We start from the raw sequence: 23,173 nt of genomic DNA on the forward strand, positions 1-23,173 counted from the left end.
GCGGCGCCATCTACCCCGGATGTTTAATCCCCCGCGCCGTTTCGTCGATATCGCTCCGCTTCAACAGATAATCCAACCCGCCGACGCGGTACCAGCGATATCCATACGGTTCCAGCACGATGCGGTGCTGGCCGCGTTTGTCGGCGTGGCTGTGGTCTTCCGCAAGCAGATTGATCAGGTGCTCGCCGGCATCATCAGGAAGCCCCACGGAAAATGCGATCTCGCGCGGCTTCTCGTCGAGATTGTGCACGAACAGCACGGAATTGTTGCGCCAGTCATAGCGCACGATGAACACGGCGGGATCGCGCGTCGCAATGATCGCGAAATCGCCCCAGCCGATCTCCGGCACCTCCTTGCGCATGCGGACGATGCGCTCGGTCCAGTTCAGCATGGAATTGGGGTCGCGCCGCTGGTTTGCGACATTGAGGTGTTCGAAGCCGTAAGGGCCCTCGTCGATGACCGGGTTGACCGGCTTGTCGCTCGTGGTGAAGCCACCATGCGGCTCGGTCGACCATTGCATCGGCGTGCGAGCGCAGTTGCGTTCGGGCAGCGATAGATCCTCACCCATCGCAATCTCGTCGCCATAACGGATCACGGGCGTTCCCGGCAGCGTGCACATCAGGCTGTAGGCGAGCTCAAGCCGCCTGCGGTCGCCGCCCAGCATCGGCGCCATGCGACGGCGGATGCCGCGGTCGTAGAGCTGCATGTCCTTGTCGGGGCCAAATTTCTTGAACACGATGTCGCGCTGCGCCTTGGTCAGCCGCCCCAAATCGAGCTCGTCGTGATTGCGCAGGAACAGGCCCCATTGCGCCGAGGCCGGCCGCGGCTTGGTTGCCTTCAGCGCCTTCGCCAGCGGACGGGAATCGCCGGAGGCCAGCGCATAGAACAGATGCTGGTTGACGTGGAAGTTGAACATCATGTGCATGCGGTCGCCATCGCGGCCGAAATATTCCATGTCGGTTTCGGGTAGTACGTTGGCCTCGGCGAGGATGATGGCATCGCCTTGCCGCCATTGCAGGAATTCGCGGAATGCGCGCAGCATGTCGTACTGCTCGATCGGCTTCCTCACCTTTGCGCCCTTGGTCGCGATCACGAAGGGCACCGCATCCATGCGGAAGCCTGAGACGCCGAGCTGGATCCAGAAGCCCATGATCTTGAGGATCTCGGCCTGCACGTGCGGGTTCGAGGTGTTGAGATCGGGCTGGAAATCGTAGAAGCGATGAAAGTAATACGCGCCGGCTTCCTTGTCGCGCGTCCATGTCGATTTCTGCACGCCGGGAAACACCATGCCCGTGTTGGCATTTGCGGGCTTCTTGTCGGACCACACGTACCAGTCGCGATAGGGCGAATTCTTGTCGCGCCGGGCTTCCTTGAACCAGTGATGCTGGTCCGAGGTGTGGTTGACCACGAGGTCGATGATGATGCGGATGCCACGCTGCTTGCAGCCATGGGTGAATTCGACGAAATCGCCCAGCGTGCCGTAACGGGAATCGACGCTGTAATAGTCGGCGATGTCGTAGCCGTCGTCGCGGCCAGGCGAGGTCTGGAACGGCATCAGCCAGATCGTGGTGATGCCGAGCCCGTGCAGATAATCGAGCCGACGCAGCAGTCCCTTGAAATCGCCGACGCCGTCGCCGTTGGCATCCATATAGGTGCCGACGGACAGGCAATAGAACACGCCGTTCTTGTACCAGAGATCGTCGATCATGCGCCGCAGCCTCGATGTTCCGCCGAGGTGCGGCGGCTGCGTGATAAGTGTTAAGGCGAGGTCAGGTTCCGCCTTTCGCCGGGAACGACATGGGAGGTGGAATCGGCTATCCTTCCTCCATGGACCACACCGCCCGCATTGCCCTCGTGCCGCCGCCGGACCGCCGTCAGTCCGAGACGGCGCTGGCGATCGCGCGCGGTACCGCACGGTTGCTGCGCTCGCTCGGCTTCACCTGCATCAGCGAATTGCCGCTGCCGTCGGGCCGGCGCGCCGATCTCGTCGCGCTGAACGAACGCGGCGAGGTCTGGATCGTCGAGATCAAATCGTCAGTGGAGGATCTTCGCGCCGATCAGAAATGGCACGAATACCGCGCCCATTGCGACCGGCTGTTCTTCGCCTTCACGCAGGATTTGCCTTGCGGGATCTTTCCGCAAGACACCGGCCTGATCGTCGCTGATGCCTATGGCGCGCACATGCAGTGCGAGGCGCCCGAGCACAAGCTCGCTGCGGCCACGCGCAAGCAGATGACGGTGCGATTTGGCATGGCGGCGGCCTTGCGGATCAACCGGCTGGTCGATCCGCAGGGGCATGCGGATTTTTGGGAGTAGCGGGCTCTCGTGTCCCGGACGCGCTGCAACGCGTTGGCGTTGCTGCGCAGCGCCGGGACCCAGAAGACAGGCGGGGCTTCTAGCTCTCTAAAAAGAATGGGCCCCGGCTCAGCAGCGCATCACTTCGTGCTGCGCTGCGTCCGGGGCACGGTAGCCGTAAGTATTATCGCGGCGCGCGCTTAGCCAGAATCCGCTGCAACGTGCGGCGGTGCATGTTCAGCCGTCGCGCGGTTTCCGAGACGTTGCGGTTGCACATCTCGTAGATGCGCTGGATGTGTTCCCAGCGCACGCGATCGGCGGACATCGGGTTTGCCGGCAATTCGGATTTGTCCGAGCCGGTCGACAGCAGCGCGGCGACGACGTCGTCGGCATCCGCGGGCTTGGAGAGATAATCGATCGCGCCCATCTTCACCGCGGTCACGGCGGTGGCGATGTTGCCATAGCCGGTCAGCACGATTGCACGGGCGTCGGGGCGCTTCTTCTTGAGCGCCGAAACCACGTCAAGACCGTTGCCGTCGCCGAGCCGCAGATCCACCACGGCGAATGCGGGAGCCGCCTTGCCGATCTGCGCCAGACCGTCCGAGACGGTGTCGCATGACGTCACCGCAAACCCACGCGTTTCCATGGCGCGCGACAGCCGCTCCAAAAACGGCTTGTCGTCCTCCACGATGAGAAGCGAGCGGTCGGTCTGTTCGTTCAATTCGGCGATGGCGTTCAAGGTTTTGTCCTCTCTCCAGCGCGTCTACATATGGCGTCGCAATCGGGCGGTGCCAAGGCCGCCAATAGTCGATCGGCCGTGCTGTGCGACGCAAGGTCGCGGGCTATCCTATTGTTTCTTCGAAGGTCTCGATAGCCTCAAAACGCTCTCGCGGCCACGTGATCTGGACCACTGCGCCATGGGCCGGAAAGGTTCGGTTGGTAAACGAGACCTTGGCGCCGGTGCGTTCGAGCAAGGTGCGTGCGATGAACACGCCCAATCCCAGCCCGCCGCCTTCGTCCTGGGTGCGTCGCCGCGACAAATAGGGCTCGCCGATCCGTTTCAGGATGTCGGGCGGAATACCGGGGCCGTCGTCGGAGATCACGATCTCGATCATGTCGTTGTTCCACCACGCGTTGACCTCGACCGTGGTGCGGGCGAAATCGACCGCGTTCTCGACGATGTTGCCGACGCCGTAGAGGATCGCCGGATTGCGCGAACCGACCGGCTCGGCCACGATGGCGACGGCGATACGCACCTTGATATCGACGCCGAAATCGCGGTGCGGCGCCACCACCTCCTCGATCAGCTCCGACAGCTTCATGCGGTCGAACGGCGCGCCTTCGGCGGAGAGCTGGGTGATCTTGCTCAATATGTCGCGGCAACGCTGCGTCTGCTCGCGCAGGGTCTTCAGGTCGGCAGCAAAATTCGCATCCTTCACCGTCTTCTCCAGCTCGCGCGAGATCAGGAAGATCGTCGCGAGTGGCGTGCCGAGTTCGTGCGCTGCGGCCGCAGCCAGGCCGTCGAGCTGGGTCAGATGCTGCTCGCGCGTCAACACCAGCTCGGTGGCGGCGAGCGCGTCCGCAAGTTTCCGAGCCTCTTCGGTGACCTGGAACGAGTAGAGGCTGGTGACGCCGATCGCGAGCACGATCGAGAGCCAGACGCCGACGAGATAGATCGGCGGCAGCACCAGCGGATCATCGGAATCCCAGGGCAGCGGCAGATGGAAGAAGACCAGGACCGAGGCGCAGGCGACAGCCAGTACGCCGAGGCCGAAAGTGAAGCGGGCCGGCAGCGCGGTGGCCGAGATCAGCACGGGCGCGAGGAACAGGAACGAGAACGGGTTCTGGAGTCCGCCAGTGAAGAATAACAGACCCGCCAGCTCCACGATGTTCAGCGCGAGCAGTCCGGCCGCCTGCATCGGCTCCAGCCGCTGCAGCGGATTGGACACGGTCTGGAGCGCCAGATTGAGCGCCGCCGACAGGGCGATGATACTGACGCAGGGGACGATCTCGACGTCGAATTCCAGCCCTTGCGCCACGATGAAAATCGCAGCGAGCTGGCCGAGCACCGCGAGCCAGCGCAGCCGCAGGATCGTGTCCAGGCGGATATGCCGCTGCGAGGGGCGGAAGTCGGAAGCGGCAATTTCAGTCATGTCGGCCAATTTTGCGGTGCCTTCTCGATCACAAACGCAGAGCTCGCGGAACCACCCGGGATTACAAGCCTTGCGCTCTCTGCAGCAATAGCAGAAGAACGCCCAGCATGACCGAGAATGACAAGGCTTCAAGTCGGCCGACTGTCGCGGATCGCAGCTCATCCGCGGCCATCGCGGTCGATCACCTCGTCAAGGTCTACAAGCAGACCCGTGCCGTCGACGATATCTCGTTTTCGCTTCCGCGCGGCAGCATCACCGGCCTTCTGGGCGGCAACGGTGCCGGCAAGACCACGACCATCGCGACGATCATGGGCCTCGTGCTGCCGACCTCCGGCCGTGTGCAGGTGCTCGGGTATCGGATGCCGGAGGAGAGCGCTTCCGTGCTGGGGCGGATGAATTTCGAGAGCCCCTATGTCGACATGCCGATGCGGCTCACGGTGCGTCAGAACCTCACCGTGTTCGGCAAGCTCTATGCGGTGGAGAACCTGGCCGGTCGCATCGCTGAGCTCGCCGACGATCTCGATCTCACCGATTTCATCGACCGCGCCAACGGCAAGCTCTCCGCCGGGCAAAAGACCCGCGTCGCGCTCGCCAAGGCGCTGATCAACCATCCCGAGCTGCTGTTGCTGGACGAGCCAACCGCCTCGCTCGATCCTGACACGGCCGATTGGGTCCGGGGTCATCTGGAGCGCTATCGCAAGGCGAACAACGCCACCATCCTCCTGGCCTCGCACAACATGCTCGAGGTCGAGCGGCTCTGCGACCGTGTCATCATCATGAAGCGCGGCCGTATCGAGGACGACGATGCGCCCGAAGCCATCATGGCCCGCTACAACCGCACCACGCTGGAAGAGGTGTTTCTGGACGTCGCGCGTGGCCGGGTGAACGGCGCGAAGGAGGCGGCGCGATGAGCGAGATTTCCCTCCATCGCGGCATCTCCATGCACCGCATCGGCGCGATGATCCTGCGCTATTGGTATCTCTTGATGTCGTCCTGGCCGCGGCTGCTCGAGCTGCTCTACTGGCCAGCGCTACAAGTGATCACCTGGGGCTTTCTTCAGCTCTACATCGCCCAGAATGCCAATTTCTTCGCGCGTGCCGGCGGCACGCTGATCGGCGCCGTCATCCTCTGGGACATCCTGTTTCGCGGGCAGCTCGGCTTTTCCATCTCGTTCCTGGAAGAGATGTGGGCCCGCAACCTCGGCAATCTCATGATGAGCCCGCTGAAGCCGATCGAGTTTCTGCTGTCGCTGATGATCATGAGCCTGATCCGGCTCGCGATCGGCGTCATCCCGATGACGCTGCTCGCGCTGTTCCTGTTTCACTTCAACGTTTATGCGCTCGGCGTGCCGCTGATTGCGTTCTTCTGCAACCTGATCTTCACGAGCTGGTCGGTCGGCATCTTCGTCTCTGGCCTGGTGCTGCGAAACGGCCTTGGCGCCGAGAGCATCGTCTGGACCTTGATGTTCGCGATCATGCCGCTCGCCTGCGTCTACTATCCCGTCAGCGTGCTGCCGGTCTGGCTGCAATATGTCGCCTGGGCGTTGCCGCCGACCTACGTGTTCGAAGGAATGCGCGCGCTGCTGATCGAAAACACCTTCAGGACCGATCTGATGTTGAGTGCGTTAGCCATCAACGTGGTGCTGCTGGTTGCATCTTTTGGGGCATTCCTTGCCCTTTTGCGCAGCGCCAGAAAGCAGGGTTCGCTGCTGTCGGGCGGCGAGTGACGTCACTTTATCGGTGGATTCAGCATGGTTTGGGCGCGTCGGCCACGTAGATGTACGGAACCATGCATTGACGCAATATTACGCATTCGGCAGTATGCTGCGATGCGAAGAGGAATATAGAGATGCCTATTGGTGAGTTTGGCGGCGCGCCGCCCTTGGCGGCCGAAGGCAGTCCGGTCCTGACGACGCCGATGTACTGGATGTACGAGATGGCGCAGGCCTCTCTCAATCCGGCGCGTGCGGTCACCGACGCGACCAAGCTGCTGTTTCAGAATCCCCTCAATCCATGGGCGCGCACCGAGGTCGGCAAGTCGGTTGCCGCGGCCTGCGAACTGTTCGAACGCACCACGCGCCGCTACGGCAAGCCGGAATGGGGTCTCGATGACACCGAGGTCAACGGCATCCGTGTCCCGGTCGAGGTCCGCCCGGTCTGGGAAAAGCCGTTCTGCCGTTTGCTCTACTTCGATCGCAAGTTCGCGCGTCCCTTGCGCAGCCCGCAGCCGCGCGTGCTGATCGTAGCGCCGATGTCCGGCCACTATGCGACGCTCTTGCGCGGGACGGTCGAGGCGTTCCTGCCGGCGCATGAGGTCTACATCACCGACTGGGCCGACGCCCGCATGGTGCCGCTCAGCGACGGCCGCTTCGATCTTGACGACTACATCGATTACGTCATCGAGATGCTGCATGTCCTCGGCGGCAACACGCATGTGCTGGCCGTGTGCCAGCCTTCCGTTCCCGTCGTCGCCGCCGTCTCGATCATGGAAGCGCGGCGCGATCCTTTCGTGCCGACGTCGATGACGTTGATGGGCGGCCCGATCGACACCCGCCGCAATCCGACCGGCGTGAACAATCTCGCCCAGGAGCGCGGCATCGACTGGTTCCGCAACACCGTCATCACCAAGGTGCCGTTCCCGCATCCGGGCATGATGCGCGACGTCTATCCGGGTTTCCTGCAGCTCAACGGCTTCATCAGCATGAATCTCGACCGGCACATGGACGCCCACAAGCGCCTGTTCGCCAATTTGGTGAAGGGCGACGGCGACCTCGTCGACAAGCATCGCGATTTCTACGACGAATATCTCGCGGTGATGGACCTCTCCGCCGAGTATTACCTGCAGACCGTCGATACCGTGTTCGTGAAGCACTCGCTGCCGAAAGGCGAGATGACCCATCGTGGAACACGCGTCGATCCCTCCAAGGTCACGCGCGTCGCGTTGATGACGGTCGAAGGTGAGAACGACGACATCTCCGGGATCGGTCAGACCGAAGCAACGCACACATTGTGCAGCTCGATCCCCGATGATCGCCGCGTTCATTACGTCCAGAAGGGCGTCGGACATTACGGCGTGTTCAACGGCTCGCGCTTCAAGTCGGAAATCGTGCCGCGCATCCATGACTTCATGGTGTCGGCGGCGAATCCGAGCTCGTTGCAGGCTCTCGCGGCCGAATAAACGCGTTTTTCGGCTTTCCCGTCGAAAATTCAGGCCCTGTCGGAGGTTCCGACGGGGGCAGGCAACCTCCAGATTCGCGGTATTCAGGTAGCTTTCTAGGAGTGAGTCCAACCTCACCCCTTGGGGGTGCCGCATGCGTCCAGCGGGGGCGAAAAAAGCCGGTTCCAACCCCAGTCTGTAGGGTCTCCCGGACGCCAGACCGCTGTATATTGGGCAAATGATTTGTTTTTGCGCCGAGCGCTTTCCCTGGCGGCGGTTATGGCAGAATCCGGGCGCCCTCCTGCCCCCCGGACTGACAGACATGGCCACTCGCGCACTCCTCTATCGGCGGCCCCACGAACCGAAGACCCTCCTGATCACCCATGGGTCGCAATTTTTTGCGATTCGGCTGCGACGGCACCGCCGCGCGCGCCGTTACACGCTCAGAATTCATCCGAGCGATCGCGAAGCCATCCTCACCATGCCGCCGCGCGGCACGCTCGCCGAAGCGAAAGATTTTGCGCAGCGGCACGGCGCGTGGATCGCGGCACGTCTCGGCCGTTTGCCGAAGGCCGCGCCGTTCCAGCCTGGCACAGTGATACCGCTTCGGGGCGTGCCCCATCGCATCGTTCATCGCGCCGGCACGCGCGGTACGGTGTGGGCAGAAGTGCGCGATAGCGGTGAACGCATTCTCTGCGTCGCCGGTGGCGCCGAGCATGCCGATCGCCGCGTCAGCGACTTCCTCAAGCGGGAGGCGCGCCGCGATCTTCAGCGCTCGTCGGAAGCCTATGCCGTCCAGCTTGGCGTCAAGGTGAAGCGGCTCTCGATCCGCGATCAATCGAGTCGGTGGGGTTCCTGCACCTCGGCCGGCTCGCTGTCGTTCTCCTGGCGCCTGATCCTGGCGCCGCCCTACGTGCTCGACTATCTCGCCGCCCACGAGGTCGCCCATCTCGTCGAGATGAACCACTCGGCGCGATTCTGGCGCGTCTGCGGAAAGGCTTGCCCGTCGATGGAGCGCGCCAAGAAGTGGCTCGATACGTACGGCAATGATCTGCACCGGTATGGGGTCGAGGATTAGGGCGCGCTGCTACTCCACCTGATGCTGTCATCGCCCGCGAAAGCGGGCGATCCAGTATTCCGAGGCGGTTGTTATTGAACCGAGAGGCCGCGGCGTACTGGATTCCCCGCCTGCCGCCTACGCTAAAAGCTTCGGCGCCCCGGGACCTCACCTCGGCGAAGCCTTGGCGTAGCCGGGTCGCGGGGAATGACAGTTGAGAATGCGATGATCTCAGCGCGTTTTACGCGACTCTCGCCCCACGCAGCGACGGCGCGCGCCGCGCGCTCGATTTTCCCCATCGCATCAAAGCCTTCGCATCATCCACCGCGCATCGCGCCGGACATGGCCGGCTACTGTGCATGGGGTTGTTTTCGCAGTTTTTGTTTTGAGGTCACAAGGACCTCAGGCCGAAGCTACCGATTTCCGCCGAACAACCGGTCCATCAGCCAGCCGTCGAGCCCTGCGGCTGCTTCCGGCCGCGCATTGGCGCGCGTGGGGGGCGGACGATAGCTGCCGTTGCTGGCCTGTGCCGGTGCGGGCGCTGCCGCTGTTGGCGGCGACACCTGCGACGTCGCCTGCGCGAGGTTCGACAGGCCCCAGGTCGCTTGCGAATTCGGCAAGGCTGCCACCGGCACGCCCTCATGCGCCGTCTTCATGAAGCGCGACCAGACTTCCACCGGCAGGCCGCCGCCTGTCGCCTTCTTGGTCGGCGAGTTGTCGTCATTACCCAGCCATACGCCGGTGACGAGGTTGGCGGTGTAGCCGATGAACCAGGCGTCGCGGTAATCCTGGCTGGTGCCGGTCTTGCCTGCTGCCGGCCAGCCCGGGATCTCTGCTTTCTTGGCGGTGCCGCTGATCAGCGTTTCCCGCATCATCGAGTTCATCATGCCGACATAGCGGGGGTCGATGACCTGACTACGCTCTTCCGTCTGGCGCATGTAGAGCAGCTTGCCACCCAGCGTCCTGATCCGCGTGACAACATGCGGCGTCACCGCCAGGCCGCCATTGGCGAAGGGCGCATAGGCGCCGACCAGCTCGACCACGGAGACCTCGGAGGTGCCGAGTGCGATCGAGGCGTTGGGCTCAAGTTTCGAGGAGATGCCGAGCCGGTGCGCGGTGCGCACCACGTTCTTCGGCCCGACCTCGAGGCCGAGGCGGATGGCGACCGTGTTGAGTGACATCGCGAGCGCCTGCGTCAGCGTCACCGCGCCGAAATATTCATGCGTGTAGTTCTCGGGTCTCCAGCCCTTGACCTCAATCGGTGCGTCCTGGCGGATCGTGTCGGGCGTCAGCCCCTGCTCGAGCGCGGTGAGGTACACGAAAGGCTTGAACGAGGAGCCCGGCTGCCGCTTGGCGGTGACCGCGCGGTTGTACTGGCTTTCGGAATAGTTCCGCCCGCCGACCATGGCGCGCACGGCGCCGTCAGGCGTCATCGCCACCAGCGCGCCCTGGCTGACATTGAACTTCACGCTCTTGGCCGCGAGCTCGTCGATGATGGCAGCTTCGGCCACGCTCTGAAGCTTTGGGTCGATCGTGGTCTCGACCTTGATGCTCTCGTCGATCTGGCCGACCAGATCGTCCAGCACCTCGCCGATCCAGTCGGCGACGTAATTGACCGTGCCGGCGCCGACCGGCTTCACATTGTAGGAAGGGTGGCCGATCGAAGCCTGCGCCTGCGCATCGGTGATGAATTTGGCATCCGCCATCGCCGTGAGCACGATTTTCGCGCGCGCTTCCGCGCCCTCGGGGTTGCGGTTTGGCGCCAGCCGCGATGGCGATTTGACGAGGCCGGCCAGCATCGCGGCTTCCGCGACGGTGACGTTCTTGGCCGACTTACCGAAGTATCGCTGCGCGGCGGCCTCGACGCCATAGGCGCCGGAGCCGAAATAGACGCGGTTGAGATAGAGCTCCAAGATCTCGTTCTTGGAATGCTTGCGCTCCAGCCAGATCGCGAGCTCCGCTTCCTGCAGCTTGCGCTGCATGGTGCGCTCCTGGGTCAGGAACAGGTTTTTCGCCAGTTGCTGCGTCAGCGTCGAGCCGCCCTGCGACACGCCGCGATGCATGACGTTGGTGACGAGCGCGCGCAGGATGCCTACGGGATCAATGCCGAAATGCGAGTAGAAGCGGCGGTCCTCGATGGCGATGAACGCCTTGGGCAGATATTGCGGCAGATCCTTCAGCGAGACGTTGGCACCGGCCATCTCGCCGCGCTGCGCCAGCATGCTGCCGTCGATGCCGACGATCTGGATCGTCGGCGGCCGCTTGGGGATTTCCAGCGACTGGATCGGCGGCAGATGGGCGCCGACATAGATCACGACGCCGACCACGGCGATCGCGCCCCACAGGCCCAGCACCGCGCCCCAATAGACCAGGCGGCCGAGACCAGCGCCGATGCGCGACTTCGATCGCCGCTTGGCACTGCCGCGGCCGGCCGGGGCCTTCCGCTCGCGCGGCGACTCGTCGCCGGTATCGTCGCTCTTGCGCTTGGCGGATGATTTCGTTGATTTCTTCGGCTTGTCATCGCCGCCGGGGACGCGGTCCGCTGCGGTCAGGCGCAGGTCGGCGAGCGCCGCGGGCAAGCCGAACAACGGCTCCTTCCGCCCACCCTTTTTCTTTCCCAACCCCATACGCAAAACGCCCAGTCAGCCCGCCCCGCCGCACGCTAGCGGCCGCTGTTTAAGGCCCGGTTACCCGGACGTTAACGCGCGATTAGGAGGTGCGGCATTCGCCGGCCGCAGTTCCGTTGGTCGGACGGCAGAGCTAGGATCGCCGGCCTGAAACAAGAGGGAGCTCAGATGGGCCACATCGATCCGACCAAGGAGATTTTCGCGCAATTCCGGGACAATGACCGCCCCGGCCCGATCCACATGCTGAACCTGGTGCGCTTGCGCAAAGAGGCGGCCTATCCGGATGGCCGCAAGGCGAGCGGCGCGGAAGCCTATGCGGCCTACGGCCGCGAAAGCGGCCCGGTGTTCGAGCGCCTCGGTGGCCGCATTATCTGGCAAGGCAAATTCGAACTGATGCTGATCGGCCCCGAGGCCGAGCGCTGGGACCATTGCTTCATCGCGGAGTATCCGAGCGTCTCAGCCTTCGTCGAGATGATCCGCGATCCCGTCTATCGAGAAGCGGTGAAGCACAGGCAGGCCGCGGTGGAGGATTCACGGCTCATTCGGCACGCGGTGCTGCCCGTGGGAAAGAATTTTGGCGAGATACCGACCTGAGTGGCGTGGGCGGACTCCCTTCCCCAGCGTCGTGGCCGGGCTTGGCCCGGCCATCCACGCCTTACCTGCTTGCTCCAAGAACGTGGATGGCCGGGAGGTTGAAGCAATTCCAGTCGAGAACTAACCCGCCGGACCCGCATCCTCCAGGATCGGTCCGAACAGTTCCCAGCGCTCGCCGTTGAACTTCATCATCTGAAGCTGCTTGTTGACGCGGTAGTCGGTGGCCGAGGTGTTGGCCTTGATGCCCGGCAGCGCGATGTCGCTGGTGACGTCCTTCAGTGAAGCGGCTTGCTTCATGACGTTCTCGCGCGTCAGATCGTCACCGCACTGCTTCAGCACATGGACCAGCAGCTGAGCGGTGCCGTAGCCGTAGGTATTGAAGTTCGAGTCCTTGTCGCCGTCCGGATAGTACTTGGCCATGAAGTCGAAATACTTCTTCATGCCGGAATCGTCCTTCCATTTCGGGTCGAGCGGTTCCTTGCCGTAGTTGACGCTGATCAGGTCCTTGGCGGCATCGAGGCCGGCCGGCTTCAGCACCGCGCCGACCGAAGTGGCGTTGATGTCGACGATCTGCACCGGATGCCAGCCCATCTCGGCGATCTTCTTGATCGCCTGCGCCGCCTGCTTGGGCGTGGTGGCGCTGAAGAACAGGTCGGCGCCGGCGTCCTTGATCTTGAGGACCTGCGAGTCGACCGTGGGATCGGAAACTTCGTAGGACGCTTCGGTCACAATCATCTTGGCGGCCTTGTCGCCAAGGCCGGCCTTGATGCCGTTCAGATAGTCCTTGCCGAGGTCGTCGTTCTGATAGAGCACGCCGATCTTGGCGTTCGGATATTCCTTCAGGATGTACTGTCCGTAAATGCGGCCTTCGACGAAGTAGTTTGGATTGTAGCCCATCGTCCAGGGAAAGTTCTTCGGATCGGTGAACCTCGAGGCGCCGGTCGCCGCGAACAGTTGCGGTACCTTCTTGGAATTGAGATATTTCTGCACGGCTGCGTTCACGGGCGTGCCGATGATCTGGAAGGTCAGGAGCACCTCGTCGCTTTCGACGAGCTTGCGAATCTGCTCCACGGCTTTCGGCGGCGAATAGGCGTCGTCATACTGGATCAGATTGATCTTGCGGCCGTTGATGCCGCCCTGGTCGTTGATCATCTTGAAATAGGCAGCCTGGGTCTTGCCGATCGACGAATAGGCCGACGCCGGTCCCGAAAACGGCATCGTCTGACCGACCTTGATCTCGGTGTCACTGGCGCCCGGATCATATTTTTTCTGGGCATGGGCCGCAGCGACCGACAGCGCCAAAGTCAGCGCCGTTGCCGTGGCCAGATGCAGAATTCCGTTCCTCATTCGCAATTTCCTCGGTTTGTTATTGCAGGTGATCGATCCTGCTGGATGTCACCGCTGAGGGCGAGTGTGGAGGAGGCGTTGCTGCAACGCAAGGTGGGCCGCGCCAGCAGTTCGTAGGGGCGCTAAAGTATGCGCACCAATTTATCTGCGCACTCCGCAGCGCTCCCTCCCCTTGCGGGGCGCCGCAAGGGGGGAGGGAGCGAGAGAGCGTGTGCTGTCGCCTAAGCGACGAGTCGATCTAACCCGCCGTGCCGTTGTCCTCGATGATCGGTCCGAACAGCTCCCAGCGTTCGCCGTTGAACTTCATCATCTGCATCTGCTTGTTGACGCGGTAGTCGTTCGGCCCGGTGTTGATCTTGATGCCGGGCAGCGCGAAGCTGGGCGTGAAGTCCTTGATGTTGGCGACCTGCCTCATGACGTTCTCGCGTGACAGGTCGTCGCCGCACTGCTTCAGCACTTGCGTCAGCAGTTCGGCCACCGAATAGGCGTAGGTGTTGACGGTGTTGAGCTTGTCGCCTTCAGGGAAATACTTGTCCATGAAGGCGAAGAATGCCTTCACGCCCGGATCGTCCTTCCACTGCGGATCGCTGGGCTCCTTGCCATATTGGGTCGAGATGATGCCCTTGGAGATGTCGAGGCCGGCCGGCTTCAGCGTCGCCGAGATCGGGCTCGCATTGATGTCGAGAATGTGCACCGGCGTCCAGCCGAGCTCCGCGACCTTCTTGATGGCCTGCGCCGCGAACTTCGGTGTCGACGCATCGTACAAGAGATCGGCGCCGAGCGATTTGAGCTTGACCACTTGGGAGTCCACGGTCGGGTCGGTCACCTCGTAGGACACCTCACCGATGATCATGCCGGCGGCCTTGTCGCCGAGCCCGCTCTTCAGGCCCGCAAGATAGTCGCGGCCCATGTCGTCGTTCTGGTAGAGCACGCCGATCTTGGCATTCGGATGTTCCTTGAGAATATACTTTGCGTAGATGCGTCCCTCGGACACATAGTTGGGATTGTAGGCGATGGTCCAGGGATAGTTCTGGGGATCGTTGAAGCGCGCGGCGCCGGTGGAGGCCAGCAGCTGCGGGATCTTCTTGCCGTTGAGATATTTTTGCACGGCGGCGTTTGCCGCGGTGCCGATGATCTGGAAGGTGAAGAGCACCTCGTCGCCTTCGACGAGCTTGCGCACCTGCTCGACGGTCTTCGGCGGCGAATAGGCGTCGTCATACTGGATCAGATTGATCTTGCGGCCGTTGATGCCGCCCTGATCGTTGATCATCTTGAAATAGGCGGCCTGGGTCTTGCCGATATTGGCGTAGACGGAATAGGCGCCGGAGAACGGCACGGTCTGGCCGATCTTGATTTCGGTATCGGTCGCCCCCGTGTCGTATTTCTTCTGGGCGTGGGCCTGACTTACGAAGGCCTGGCTGACGGAGAACGCGAAGGCGAGCGCGGCCGTGGTCGTTATGAGGGCTCTGCGATTGGTCATATCGGGTCGTTCCTCCTGACGGAATTTTCGGCCGATGGTCTTTTTCCGTTGATTGCAACGGTCGCCATCGCTGCCGAAGATTGTGGAGGAACGTTCGCCGGCGCGCAAGGATCGCGGCGCTGTGCCGAAGCGTCTCAGGCCAGCGGGCTTTAGGCGAGGAACAGCGCCACCAGCGCGATCGTGGCCGGCAGCGCCTGCATCATCAGGATGCGCGTGCTGACGGTCGCCGCGCCATAAGCGCCGGCCAGGATCACGCAGAGCAGGAAGAACGCCTTGATCTGGAACGCGAAAGCCGGATTGCCGTGCACCAGACCCCAGACCAGGCCAGCGGCCAGGAAACCATTATAGGGCCCCTGGTTCGCAGCCAGCACCTTTGTGATCGCTGCCTTCTCCGGCGTGTTGCGGAAGACCTTCAAGCCTTGCGGCTTGTCCCAGAGAAACATCTCCAAAATCAGGAAGTAAGCGTGCAGTGCGGCAACCAGCGCCACCAGAATATTCGCGATCAGGATCAAGTTGAGCTCCCCCAAGCGTCAGCTTTCGGGTGGACGTTAGCACGGCCGGCGTGGCAAGTGCGATGGCGTGTTTCGATGCAATGGTGCCGCAAATGCCCGCGCGACCGACCACACTGTCTGTAAGCTTCGGCCTCGATCGTCTGGCGACGCCGATCGGGATCGCCCTGCTGGTCACCGACGCCGCGGGCGCCTTGCGCGCGCTCGACTGGGAAGACTACGAGCACCGCATGCGCGACCTGTTGCGCCTGCATTACGGTGCGGTGGAGCTGAGTGACCAGCCTGCGCCGCCGGAGATGCGGACTGCACTGACGGGCTATTTCGAAGGCGATTTCGGCCAGCTCTCAGGCATCGCATGGCGCGTCGCCGGCACGCCGTTCCAGCAGAAGGTCTGGAACGCGCTTGCGAACATTCCTGCCGGCACCACGATGAGTTACGGCGCGCTCGCCGCCGGGATCGACATGCCCAAAGCCATTCGCGCCGTCGGCCATGCCAACGGCTCCAACCCGATCAGCGTTGTGCTGCCGTGTCATCGCCTGATCGGCGCAAATGGTTCGCTGGTGAAGTATGGCGGCGGCCTCGAGCGCAAGCGCTGGCTGCTGCGGCACGAGGGGGTGGAGGTCTGAGAGTGCAACCAAATCCATCAGATTTTCGACGTCATCACTTTCTGCGCGATTTTCCAGGTGCCGTTCACCTTTAAGCATGACAACAGGTCCGTGAAGGAACGCGGCGGAATCTGAAATTTCACCTTCAAGAGCGCGAGCTCCCTTTCAACATCGATTGACAGGATCTGATCATCTCGCTCGAAGCCCTGTTGCTTCGGAGCTTTCATGTTGCGAACCGCTGCCAGCCAGGTCGCAATCGGCGTCACGCCCACGTTGCCGTCCTCGGCGACCTTCGTCACTGAACTCGAGGGGTGAAATATGGATGCAAATTTCTCGGCATCCATTTCATAGGCAGCATCGAAATAGGTCTGCGCAAGGGAGCGCAGGGCGGGAACGTCCATATCCATTTGTCATCCTCAAGGCTTTTACACCGAACTCATTCGTGCGGATCGGCCAACTGCGCCGAGCGTCAACCAGGCCTCATGTGCGGAAAAGCACTGCAGTTCGCCTTCTTGCTCGCTCAAGCTACGGCAGGGTAGCTTATGAGACTAGACGTCTTGTATGGCATAGGCTTGTGCGCGATATTCATAAATGATGACCAACGAAATGAACGAACTCGCTGCGTTTGCAGTCGTGGCCGGTGAACGAAGCTTCACACGCGCTGCGATTAAGCTAGGTGTGTCTCAGTCTGCCTTGAGCCACACAATAAGGAGGCTTGAGCAGCGGCTTGAGCTGCAGCTGCTCGCTCGAACAACCAAGAGCGTTGCACCAACCGCTGCGGGGGCGGCTCTTCTGGAAGACTTGTCTCCGGCACTTGAGCAAATTCGCCATGCCCTCGACAAAGCCCGAAGCGTTCGGCGCCGACCCGAAGGTCGCCTTCGAATCGTAATGTCACGATCAGCTGCCGTGATGGTATTGTTACCGCGGCTCCGAGCTTTCGCTGAGGCCTACCCTGACATCGTTCTGGACGTTGTCACCGTCACTGGCCCCGTGGACCTTGTTGCAGGCGAGTTCGATGCCGGTATTCAGCTTGGCGAGTACATTCAAAAGGACATGATCGCGGTTCGTGTCACGCCCGAACTGCGATTGGCGGTAGTCGGGTCGCCACGCTATTTCGCTTCACGACACATCCCCAAAAAGCCAAAGGATCTCAACGATCATCGGTGTATTACCTTGCGTCTTGCGGGCGGTCCATATCGATGGGAGTTTGAGCAGGGACGAAAGTCGGTCACGATCAACGTCAACGGCCCGCTCATCATTGACGATACTCATCTGGTGATTCAGGCGGCGCTCGCTGGAGTTGGTGTCGGGCTCGCCTATGAAGATCAGGTCGCCGAATATGTTGCGAAGCGCCGCCTTGTTCGCGTGCTGGAGGATTGGACGCCGCCAATTCCCGGCTTCTTCATGTATTACCCCAGTCGTCAGCATCAACCAGTCGCGCTGTCTGCGCTGGTGAACGCGCTACGACTCTCTGAACAAAAGGCGGCGCGATGATTGGAAAGGCTCAGAATCCGTTTGGGAAAGTTACGCCGCGGGCTGAGCCGCCTTGTCGCCGGCCATCACGTGGATCAGCGCGCTCTTGATCGCGGCCTGGCGTGTCGGCGCGCTGATCTGTGCGCCCAGGAGGTCGGTGACGTAGAACACGTCGCGGGCACGCTCGCCGAAGGTCGCGACATGGGCAGACGCAATGTTGAGATTGAGCTTCGAGATCGCGGTGGTCAGCTCATAGAGCAGGCCGGGACGGTCGAGGCCGGACATCTCGATCACCGTGTAGCGGTCGGACCATTGGTTGTTGATGGTCACTTCCGGCTCGACCACGAACGGGCGCGCCTTGCTGCGCACGGTGCGCCGCGCCACCACTTCCGGCAGGCGCAGCTTGCCTTCCAGCACGTCCTCGATCATCTCGCCGATGCGGGTCGCGCGGCGTCCCTCGTCCTCGTCACGGTCGTATTCCCGCGAGATCGAGATCGTATCGAGCGCGCGGCCGTCGGTCGTGGTGTAGATCTGGGCATCGACGATGTTGGCGCCGGCCGAGGCGCACGCGCCGGCGATGATCGAGAGCAGCCAGGGATGGTCGGCGGCGAAGATCGTCAGCTCTGTGACGCCGCGCACCTCGTCGAAGCCGACATTGATCGCGAGCTTGTGGCCGGCCTGCTCGCTGGAGCGGACGAAGCGGGCGTGGCGGATTTTTCGCGGCAGCTCGACCTTGAGCCAATAGGCTGGATAGTGCCGGCCGATATAGGCATCGAGCTCCTCCGCCGGCCACTCGGCAAAGGCCATGCGGAATTCGGCGTAGGCGGCCGAGAGGCGTTTTCCCCGGTCGACTTCCGAGAAGCCGCCCGTCAGCACCGGCTCGGTCTCGTAGTATAGCGAGCGGAGCAGCTGCGCCTTCCAGCCGTTCCACACGCCCGGACCGACGCCGCGGATATCGGCGGTGGTCAGGATCGTCAGCAGCTTCATCTGCTCGACCGACTGCACCACGGCGGCGAAATTCTCGATGGTCTTGCGGTCGGAGAGGTCGCGCGACTGCGCGACCGTCGACATCGTCAGATGCTCCTCGATCAGCCAGGCCACGAGCTCGGTGTCGGCCGCGCTGAAGCCGAGCCGCGGGCACAGCCGTCGCGCCACCTTGGCGCCGGCGATCGAGTGATCCTCCGGCCGACCCTTGGCGATGTCGTGCAGCAGCGTCACGATATAGATCACGGCGCGGTGCTCAGGCCGGATCTTGCGCATCAGGTCGCTCGCAAGCGTGAATTCGTCGAGGCCGCCGCGCTCGATGTCCTGGAGGAAGCCGACGCAGCGGATCAGATGTTCGTCGACGGTGTAGTGATGATACATGTTGAACTGCATCATCGAGACGATCTTGCCGAAGGCGCGGATGAAATGGCCGAGCACGCCGGTCTCGTTCATACGCCGCAGCACGATTTCCGCGTTGTCGGACGTCAGGATCTCCATGAACAGCCGGTTGGCCTCGGGATTCTCGCGCATCTGCGCGTTGATCAGGCCGAGCGAGCGCGTCACGTCGCGCATCGCGTCCGGGTGGAAGGCGAGGTTATTCTTCTGCGCAAGGCGGAAGATGCGGATCAAATTGACCGGATCGTGCTTGAACACGTCGGGCGCGGCGACATTGATGCGGTTGTTGTCGACGATGAAGTCGTCGCTGTCAGGCACGCGCCGCTTCACCGGAGTCGGGCGCAGCCGCGCCATCATCCGGCTCAGCACCGGCGCGGGCTTGGCCTGCTGGTCCTCGAGCTTGGCGCAGAGGATGGCGGTGAGGTTACCGACTTCCTTGGCGACCAGGAAGTAGTGCTTCATGAAGCGTTCGACGTCCTGCATGCCGGGATGCGAGGTATAGCCGAGCCGAACCGCGATCTCGCGCTGGAGATCGAACGACAGCCGCTCCTCTGGCCGTCCCGAATAGAAATGCAGGTTGCAGCGTACCGACCAGAGGAAGTCGGCGCAGCGGCGGAAGGTGCGGTATTCCTGCGCGTCGAATACGCCGCGCTCGACCAGCTCGTTGGTGTCGCGCACGCGATAGACGTATTTGGCGATCCAGAACAGCGTGTGCAGGTCGCGGAGCGCGCCCTTGCCGTCCTTGACGTTGGGCTCGACCAGATAGCGCGACTGGCCGCCGCGCCGGTGCCGCTCCTCGCGCTCGGCGAGCTTTGCGGTGACGAATTCGGACGCGGTGCCTTGAACGACTTCCTTGTCGAAGCGGGCGACCAGCTCTTCATAGAGCGGCTTGTCGCCGGTCAGGAAGCGCGTCTCCAGGATCGCGGTGCGGATGGTCATGTCGCCGCGCGCCTGCCGGATCGATTCGTCGACCGAGCGCGTGGCGTGACCGACCTTCAGCCCCATGTCCCACAGGCAGTAGAGGATGGCTTCGGCGACCTGCTCGCCCCAGGCTGTCTGCTTGTAGGGCAGGATGAACAAGAGATCGATGTCGGACTCGGGGGCCATCAGGCCGCGGCCATAGCCCCCGGTCGCCACCACTGCCATGCGCTCGGCGCCGCTTGGGATCGGCGAGCGGTAGAGGTGGCGGGTCGCGGCCGAATACAGGATGCGGATGATCTCGTCCTGCACGTGGCACAGCCGCTCGGCGCAGCGCCGGCCGTGCCGGTCCTTCAGCAAGATCGTTTGTGCCGCGGCGCGCGCCGAGATCAGCTCGGCCTTGAGCAGTTGCGCCATGGCCGTGCGGAATGCGTCCTCACGTCCCTGGTGTCTCTCGGCGAGCGCATCGACCGCGGCGGTGATCCGCGCGGTGTCGAAGCGATCGTCCACCTCGGCCTTGTGCTCAGTTGCGACGCTGTCCATGTCTCACCGGATATAAGAGGCCGCAGGCGCTGTCACCCGCCATTCTCTGGCAATAGTCGTTCCATGCTGGAAAGGTACGATTTTGGGCAAAACTGTTCTCGGCCGGCGCACTTTCAAGGGGCGGATTTTCTCGTTGACCTCTAGATATAACTCATTGAAAAACAATGAAGTTTTGGAGGAGGCTGGGCATGACTGGGATTACACGACGCATACTGTTGGCCGGAGCGGTGGCTCTTGCTGTGAGCCCCGCGGCGCGGGCGGCGGATCCGCTCAAGGAAATCCGTATCGACTGGGCGACCTATAATCCCGTGTCGATGGTCCTGAAGCAGAAGGGCCTCCTGGAGAAGGAGTTCGCCAAGGACGGCATCACCGTCACCTGGGTGCAGTCGGCGGGCTCGAACAAGGCGCTCGAATTCCTCAATGCCGGCTCGATCGATTTCGGCTCGACCGCCGGCTCGGCGGCGCTGGTCGCCCGCATCAACGGCAACCCGATCAAATCGATCTACGTCTATTCGCGTCCCGAATGGACGGCGCTGGTGACATCAAAGGATTCCAAGATAGCAACCGTTACGGACCTCAAGGGCAAACGTGTCGCGGTGACGCGCGGTACAGATCCGCACATCTTCCTGGTGCGCGCGCTGCTTGGCGCAGGCCTCACCGAAAAAGACATCACGCCGGTGCTGCTCCAGCATGCTGACGGCAAGACCGCGCTGATCCGCGGCGACGTCGATGCGTGGGCCGGGCTCGATCCGATGATGGCGCAGGCCGAAGTCGAGGAGGGCGCAAAACTGTTCTACCGCAACGCCGACGCCAATACCTGGGCATCCTCAATGTGCGCGAGCAGTTCTTGAAGGACTATCCGGATGCCGCCCGCCGCGTGCTCGCGGTGTACGAAGAGGCGCGCAAATATTCGCTGGCCAATTACGACGAGCTGAAGAAGACCTTCATCGCCGTGACCAAGCTGCCGGAGCCTGTCGTCGACAAGCAGCTCAAGGAGCGCACCGAGCTCACCCACAGCCGCATCGGCGCGCCGCAGCGCGAGTCGATCCTCGCCGCGGGCCTCGCCCTGCAACAGGCCGGCGTCGTCGACTCCAAGGTCGACGTGAAGGCGACGCTGGACGCGCTGATCGACGACCAGATCCCGCTGCCGACGAATTGAGATGCTCTTTCCCTCCCCCTTGTGGGGAGGGTGCCTCGCGAAGCGAGGCGGGGGAGGGTATCTTTCCTCACGATCGGTATTGCGAGCGGAGAGAACCGCTCATCCGGCACTTCGCGCCACCTTCTCCGGCAAGGAGAGAAGGGAAAAGCAGCGGAGGGCGCGGCAATAGTAGTGTTGCTTTCCCCGACCAGACGCGCTTCCTACGGCCATGATCTCCGACGCGCCAGCCCTGCAACAAACCTCGGAACCGGCCGAGAGCGCCGCCGCGCCGTCGCGCATCTTGCGTTATGCACGGCCGATGCTGGGTGTGTTGTTGCCGCTGATCCTCGCGCTCGGCTGGGAACTTGTGGTCTGGTTTGGCTGGTCCAACGGCCGGCTGGTGCCGCCCCCCTCGCGCGTCTTTGCCACCATCGCTGATCTCGCCCGCTCCGGCGAGCTGATCCGTCACATCGCCGCGACGCTGTGGCGCGTCGGTCTTGGCTTTGCGTTCGGCGTGGTCGCGGGCACGCTGCTCGGGGCTATCTCCGGGTATTGGTCGCTGGCGCGCCGGCTGCTCGATCCGACCGTTCAGGCGCTGCGCGCGATCCCCTCGCTGGCCTGGGTGCCGCTGTTCATCCTTTGGCTCGGCATCTTCGAGACTTCGAAGATCGTGCTGATCGCGGTCGGCGTGTTCTTCCCGGTCTATCTCGGCGTGATGGGCGCGATCCTCATCGTCGATCGAAAAATCGTCGAGGTCGGCCGCACCTTCCGTCTCTCCGGCCCCGCCATGATCCGCCGCATTCTGCTGCCCGCGGTGCTGCCGGCCTATATCGTGTCCTTGCGCGTCGGTCTCGGCCTGGGCTGGATGTTCGTGGTGGCGGCCGAGTTGATCGGCGCCTCCGAAGGCCTCGGCTATCTCCTGCTCGACGGCCAGCAGCTTGGCAAGCCCGCGCAGATCCTCGCCGCCATCGTGATCTTCGCGATCCTCGGCAAGCTCACGGATTGGCTGATCGAGGTCGCGGCCGCGCCCTTCCTGCGCTGGCAGGATGCCTTCGGCCGCACGAAGGGAGCGTAACGCGATGCTGGCGCTCGAACGGGTCAGCAAGACCTATCCCAACGGCGTGCAGGCGCTGGCGCGCTTTTCGGCGGAAATCAAGCAAGGCGAGATCGTCGCCATCATCGGCGGCTCGGGTTGCGGCAAGTCCACGCTGCTGCGCGCCATCGCCGGCCTCGACCGCACGAGTTCCGGTACCGTGACGCTCGACAGCGAGGCGATCGCCTCGCCGCATGCCAAGATCGGCATCATCTTCCAGGAGCCGCGGCTGCTGCCCTGGCTCAGTGTCGCCGACAATATCGGCTTTGGTCTTGCCGATGCGCCCGCGACTGAGCGGCGTGAAAAGGTGGCGCGCGCGCTCGAGCGTGTCGGGCTCGCCGACAAGGCGCAGGCCTGGCCGCGCGAGCTTTCGGGCGGGCAGGCACAGCGTGTCGCGATCGCACGCGCGCTGGTGCCTCAGCCCGAGGTGCTCTTGCTCGACGAGCCGTTCTCGGCGCTCGACGCCTTCACCCGCAGGGATCTCCAGGATCATCTGCTCGATCTTTGGGCCGATACGCGGCCGACGCTCATCCTCGTCACGCATGACGTCGACGAGGCCGTGGTGCTGGCTGACCGCGTGCTGGTGATGCGGCCGCGGCCGGGCCGGCTGTTCGACCAGATCGAGATCAATCTGGGCCGGCCGCGCGACCGCAATTCGCCGCTGTTCGAGAATTTCAAGCGAAGTGTGCTGACGTCACTCGACCGTTCGCTCGACCGGAGTGTGCCCGACCGTGACGCAATGCAGGGTCCCGGTCAGGCCATGTGGTGGTGACAATTCGCCTCCGAGCCGGTACATCGGCAGGCG

19 protein-coding genes and 1 pseudogene are annotated in these 23,173 nt (G+C 63.0%); 11 read left to right on the forward strand and 9 right to left on the reverse strand.

The annotated features are described in order from the left end of the window. Positions 1-10 precede the first annotated feature (10 nt). On the reverse strand, positions 11-1,708 hold the full coding sequence (locus IVA74_RS34215) for an alpha-amylase family protein (RefSeq protein WP_247351636.1): 1,698 nt from the start codon (positions 1,706-1,708) through the stop codon (positions 11-13). Positions 1,709-1,827: 119 nt separating this feature from the next. Between IVA74_RS34215 and IVA74_RS34220 the strand changes: the two genes are divergently transcribed. Then, positions 1,828-2,316 carry an MmcB family DNA repair protein gene (locus IVA74_RS34220; protein WP_247351862.1) on the forward strand — a complete coding sequence of 163 codons (489 nt, stop codon included), beginning with the start codon at positions 1,828-1,830 and terminating at the stop codon, positions 2,314-2,316. A gap of 163 nt (positions 2,317-2,479) precedes the next feature. On the opposite strand, the gene IVA74_RS34225 is transcribed toward IVA74_RS34220, so the two are convergent. Both IVA74_RS34225 and IVA74_RS34230 read right to left on the reverse strand, forming a co-directional pair. Then, on the reverse strand, positions 2,480-3,034 hold the full coding sequence (locus IVA74_RS34225; protein WP_211395226.1) for an ActR/PrrA/RegA family redox response regulator transcription factor: 555 nt from the start codon (positions 3,032-3,034) through the stop codon (positions 2,480-2,482). A 103-nt stretch (positions 3,035-3,137) separates the two neighbouring features. Continuing rightward, positions 3,138-4,448 carry an ActS/PrrB/RegB family redox-sensitive histidine kinase gene (locus IVA74_RS34230; protein WP_247351638.1) on the reverse strand — a complete coding sequence of 437 codons (1,311 nt, stop codon included), beginning with the start codon at positions 4,446-4,448 and terminating at the stop codon, positions 3,138-3,140. Between the two features lie 107 nt (positions 4,449-4,555). On the opposite strand from IVA74_RS34230, the gene IVA74_RS34235 reads away from it, so the two are divergent. The 4 genes from IVA74_RS34235 (at position 4,556) to IVA74_RS34250 (ending at position 8,682) form a co-directional block, all read left to right on the forward strand. Then, positions 4,556-5,359, forward strand: a complete 804-nt coding sequence (locus IVA74_RS34235) for an ABC transporter ATP-binding protein (protein ID WP_247351640.1) — start codon at positions 4,556-4,558, stop codon at positions 5,357-5,359. Continuing rightward, on the forward strand, positions 5,356-6,174 hold the full coding sequence (locus IVA74_RS34240) for an ABC transporter permease (protein WP_247351643.1): 819 nt from the start codon (positions 5,356-5,358) through the stop codon (positions 6,172-6,174). The genes IVA74_RS34235 and IVA74_RS34240 overlap by 4 nt, the downstream gene beginning before the upstream one ends. Before the next feature lie 122 nt (positions 6,175-6,296). Next, entirely contained in the window at positions 6,297-7,625 is a 1,329-nt protein-coding gene (gene phaZ, locus IVA74_RS34245) for a polyhydroxyalkanoate depolymerase (RefSeq protein WP_247351646.1), read from the forward strand. Between the two features lie 217 nt (positions 7,626-7,842). Beyond that, positions 7,843-8,682: a SprT family zinc-dependent metalloprotease gene (locus tag IVA74_RS34250; protein ID WP_247351648.1), complete on the forward strand. Its 840-nt coding sequence runs from the start codon at positions 7,843-7,845 to the stop codon at positions 8,680-8,682. Between the two features lie 392 nt (positions 8,683-9,074). On the opposite strand, the gene IVA74_RS34255 is transcribed toward IVA74_RS34250, so the two are convergent. After that, positions 9,075-11,288: a penicillin-binding protein 1A gene (locus IVA74_RS34255; RefSeq protein WP_247351650.1), complete on the reverse strand. Its 2,214-nt coding sequence runs from the start codon at positions 11,286-11,288 to the stop codon at positions 9,075-9,077. A 168-nt stretch (positions 11,289-11,456) separates the two neighbouring features. Between IVA74_RS34255 and IVA74_RS34260 the strand changes: the two genes are divergently transcribed. Further along, on the forward strand, positions 11,457-11,882 hold the full coding sequence (locus IVA74_RS34260; RefSeq protein WP_247351652.1) for a DUF1330 domain-containing protein: 426 nt from the start codon (positions 11,457-11,459) through the stop codon (positions 11,880-11,882). A 120-nt stretch (positions 11,883-12,002) separates the two neighbouring features. Here the strand turns inward: IVA74_RS34260 and IVA74_RS34265 are convergent, their stop codons facing one another. The 3 genes from IVA74_RS34265 to IVA74_RS34275 all read right to left on the reverse strand — a co-directional run bounded on the left by IVA74_RS34265 (position 12,003) and on the right by IVA74_RS34275 (position 15,215). Next, positions 12,003-13,229 carry an ABC transporter substrate-binding protein gene (locus IVA74_RS34265; protein ID WP_247351654.1) on the reverse strand — a complete coding sequence of 409 codons (1,227 nt, stop codon included), beginning with the start codon at positions 13,227-13,229 and terminating at the stop codon, positions 12,003-12,005. Between the two features lie 238 nt (positions 13,230-13,467). Continuing rightward, on the reverse strand, positions 13,468-14,709 hold the full coding sequence (locus IVA74_RS34270; protein ID WP_247351656.1) for an ABC transporter substrate-binding protein: 1,242 nt from the start codon (positions 14,707-14,709) through the stop codon (positions 13,468-13,470). A 149-nt stretch (positions 14,710-14,858) separates the two neighbouring features. Next, entirely contained in the window at positions 14,859-15,215 is a 357-nt protein-coding gene (locus IVA74_RS34275; protein ID WP_247351864.1) for a DUF1304 domain-containing protein, read from the reverse strand. 98 nt (positions 15,216-15,313) lie between these two features. Here IVA74_RS34275 and IVA74_RS34280 point away from each other — a divergent pair, with 98 nt between their 5' ends. Next, positions 15,314-15,844 carry a methylated-DNA--[protein]-cysteine S-methyltransferase gene (locus tag IVA74_RS34280; RefSeq protein WP_247351658.1) on the forward strand — a complete coding sequence of 177 codons (531 nt, stop codon included), beginning with the start codon at positions 15,314-15,316 and terminating at the stop codon, positions 15,842-15,844. 17 nt (positions 15,845-15,861) lie between these two features. Here IVA74_RS34280 and IVA74_RS34285 read toward each other — a convergent pair whose 3' ends face one another. Beyond that, positions 15,862-16,230 (reverse strand): nuclear transport factor 2 family protein, encoded by a 369-nt coding sequence (locus tag IVA74_RS34285; protein ID WP_247351659.1) that lies wholly within the window; start codon positions 16,228-16,230, stop codon positions 15,862-15,864. A gap of 184 nt (positions 16,231-16,414) precedes the next feature. Between IVA74_RS34285 and IVA74_RS34290 the strand changes: the two genes are divergently transcribed. Beyond that, positions 16,415-17,317 carry a LysR family transcriptional regulator gene (locus IVA74_RS34290; protein WP_247351660.1) on the forward strand — a complete coding sequence of 301 codons (903 nt, stop codon included), beginning with the start codon at positions 16,415-16,417 and terminating at the stop codon, positions 17,315-17,317. Positions 17,318-17,347: 30 nt separating this feature from the next. On the opposite strand, the gene IVA74_RS34295 is transcribed toward IVA74_RS34290, so the two are convergent. Beyond that, the gene (locus IVA74_RS34295) at positions 17,348-20,137 is read right to left on the reverse strand and encodes a [protein-PII] uridylyltransferase (protein WP_247351662.1); all 2,790 of its coding nucleotides are present in this window, start codon (positions 20,135-20,137) and stop codon (positions 17,348-17,350) included. Between the two features lie 188 nt (positions 20,138-20,325). Between IVA74_RS34295 and IVA74_RS34300 the strand changes: the two are divergent. The 3 genes and pseudogenes from IVA74_RS34300 (at position 20,326) to IVA74_RS34310 (ending at position 23,140) form a co-directional block, all read left to right on the forward strand. Beyond that, positions 20,326-21,296 (forward strand): annotated as a pseudogene (locus IVA74_RS34300) (aliphatic sulfonate ABC transporter substrate-binding protein). Positions 21,297-21,504: 208 nt separating this feature from the next. Continuing rightward, entirely contained in the window at positions 21,505-22,350 is an 846-nt protein-coding gene (locus tag IVA74_RS34305; protein WP_247351664.1) for an ABC transporter permease, read from the forward strand. Between the two features lie 4 nt (positions 22,351-22,354). Beyond that, positions 22,355-23,140 carry an ABC transporter ATP-binding protein gene (locus IVA74_RS34310; RefSeq protein ID WP_247351665.1) on the forward strand — a complete coding sequence of 262 codons (786 nt, stop codon included), beginning with the start codon at positions 22,355-22,357 and terminating at the stop codon, positions 23,138-23,140. Positions 23,141-23,173 lie beyond the last annotated feature (33 nt).

Source organism: Bradyrhizobium sp. 132 (assembly GCF_023074185.1).
Classification (GTDB): Bacteria; Pseudomonadota; Alphaproteobacteria; order Rhizobiales; family Xanthobacteraceae; genus Bradyrhizobium.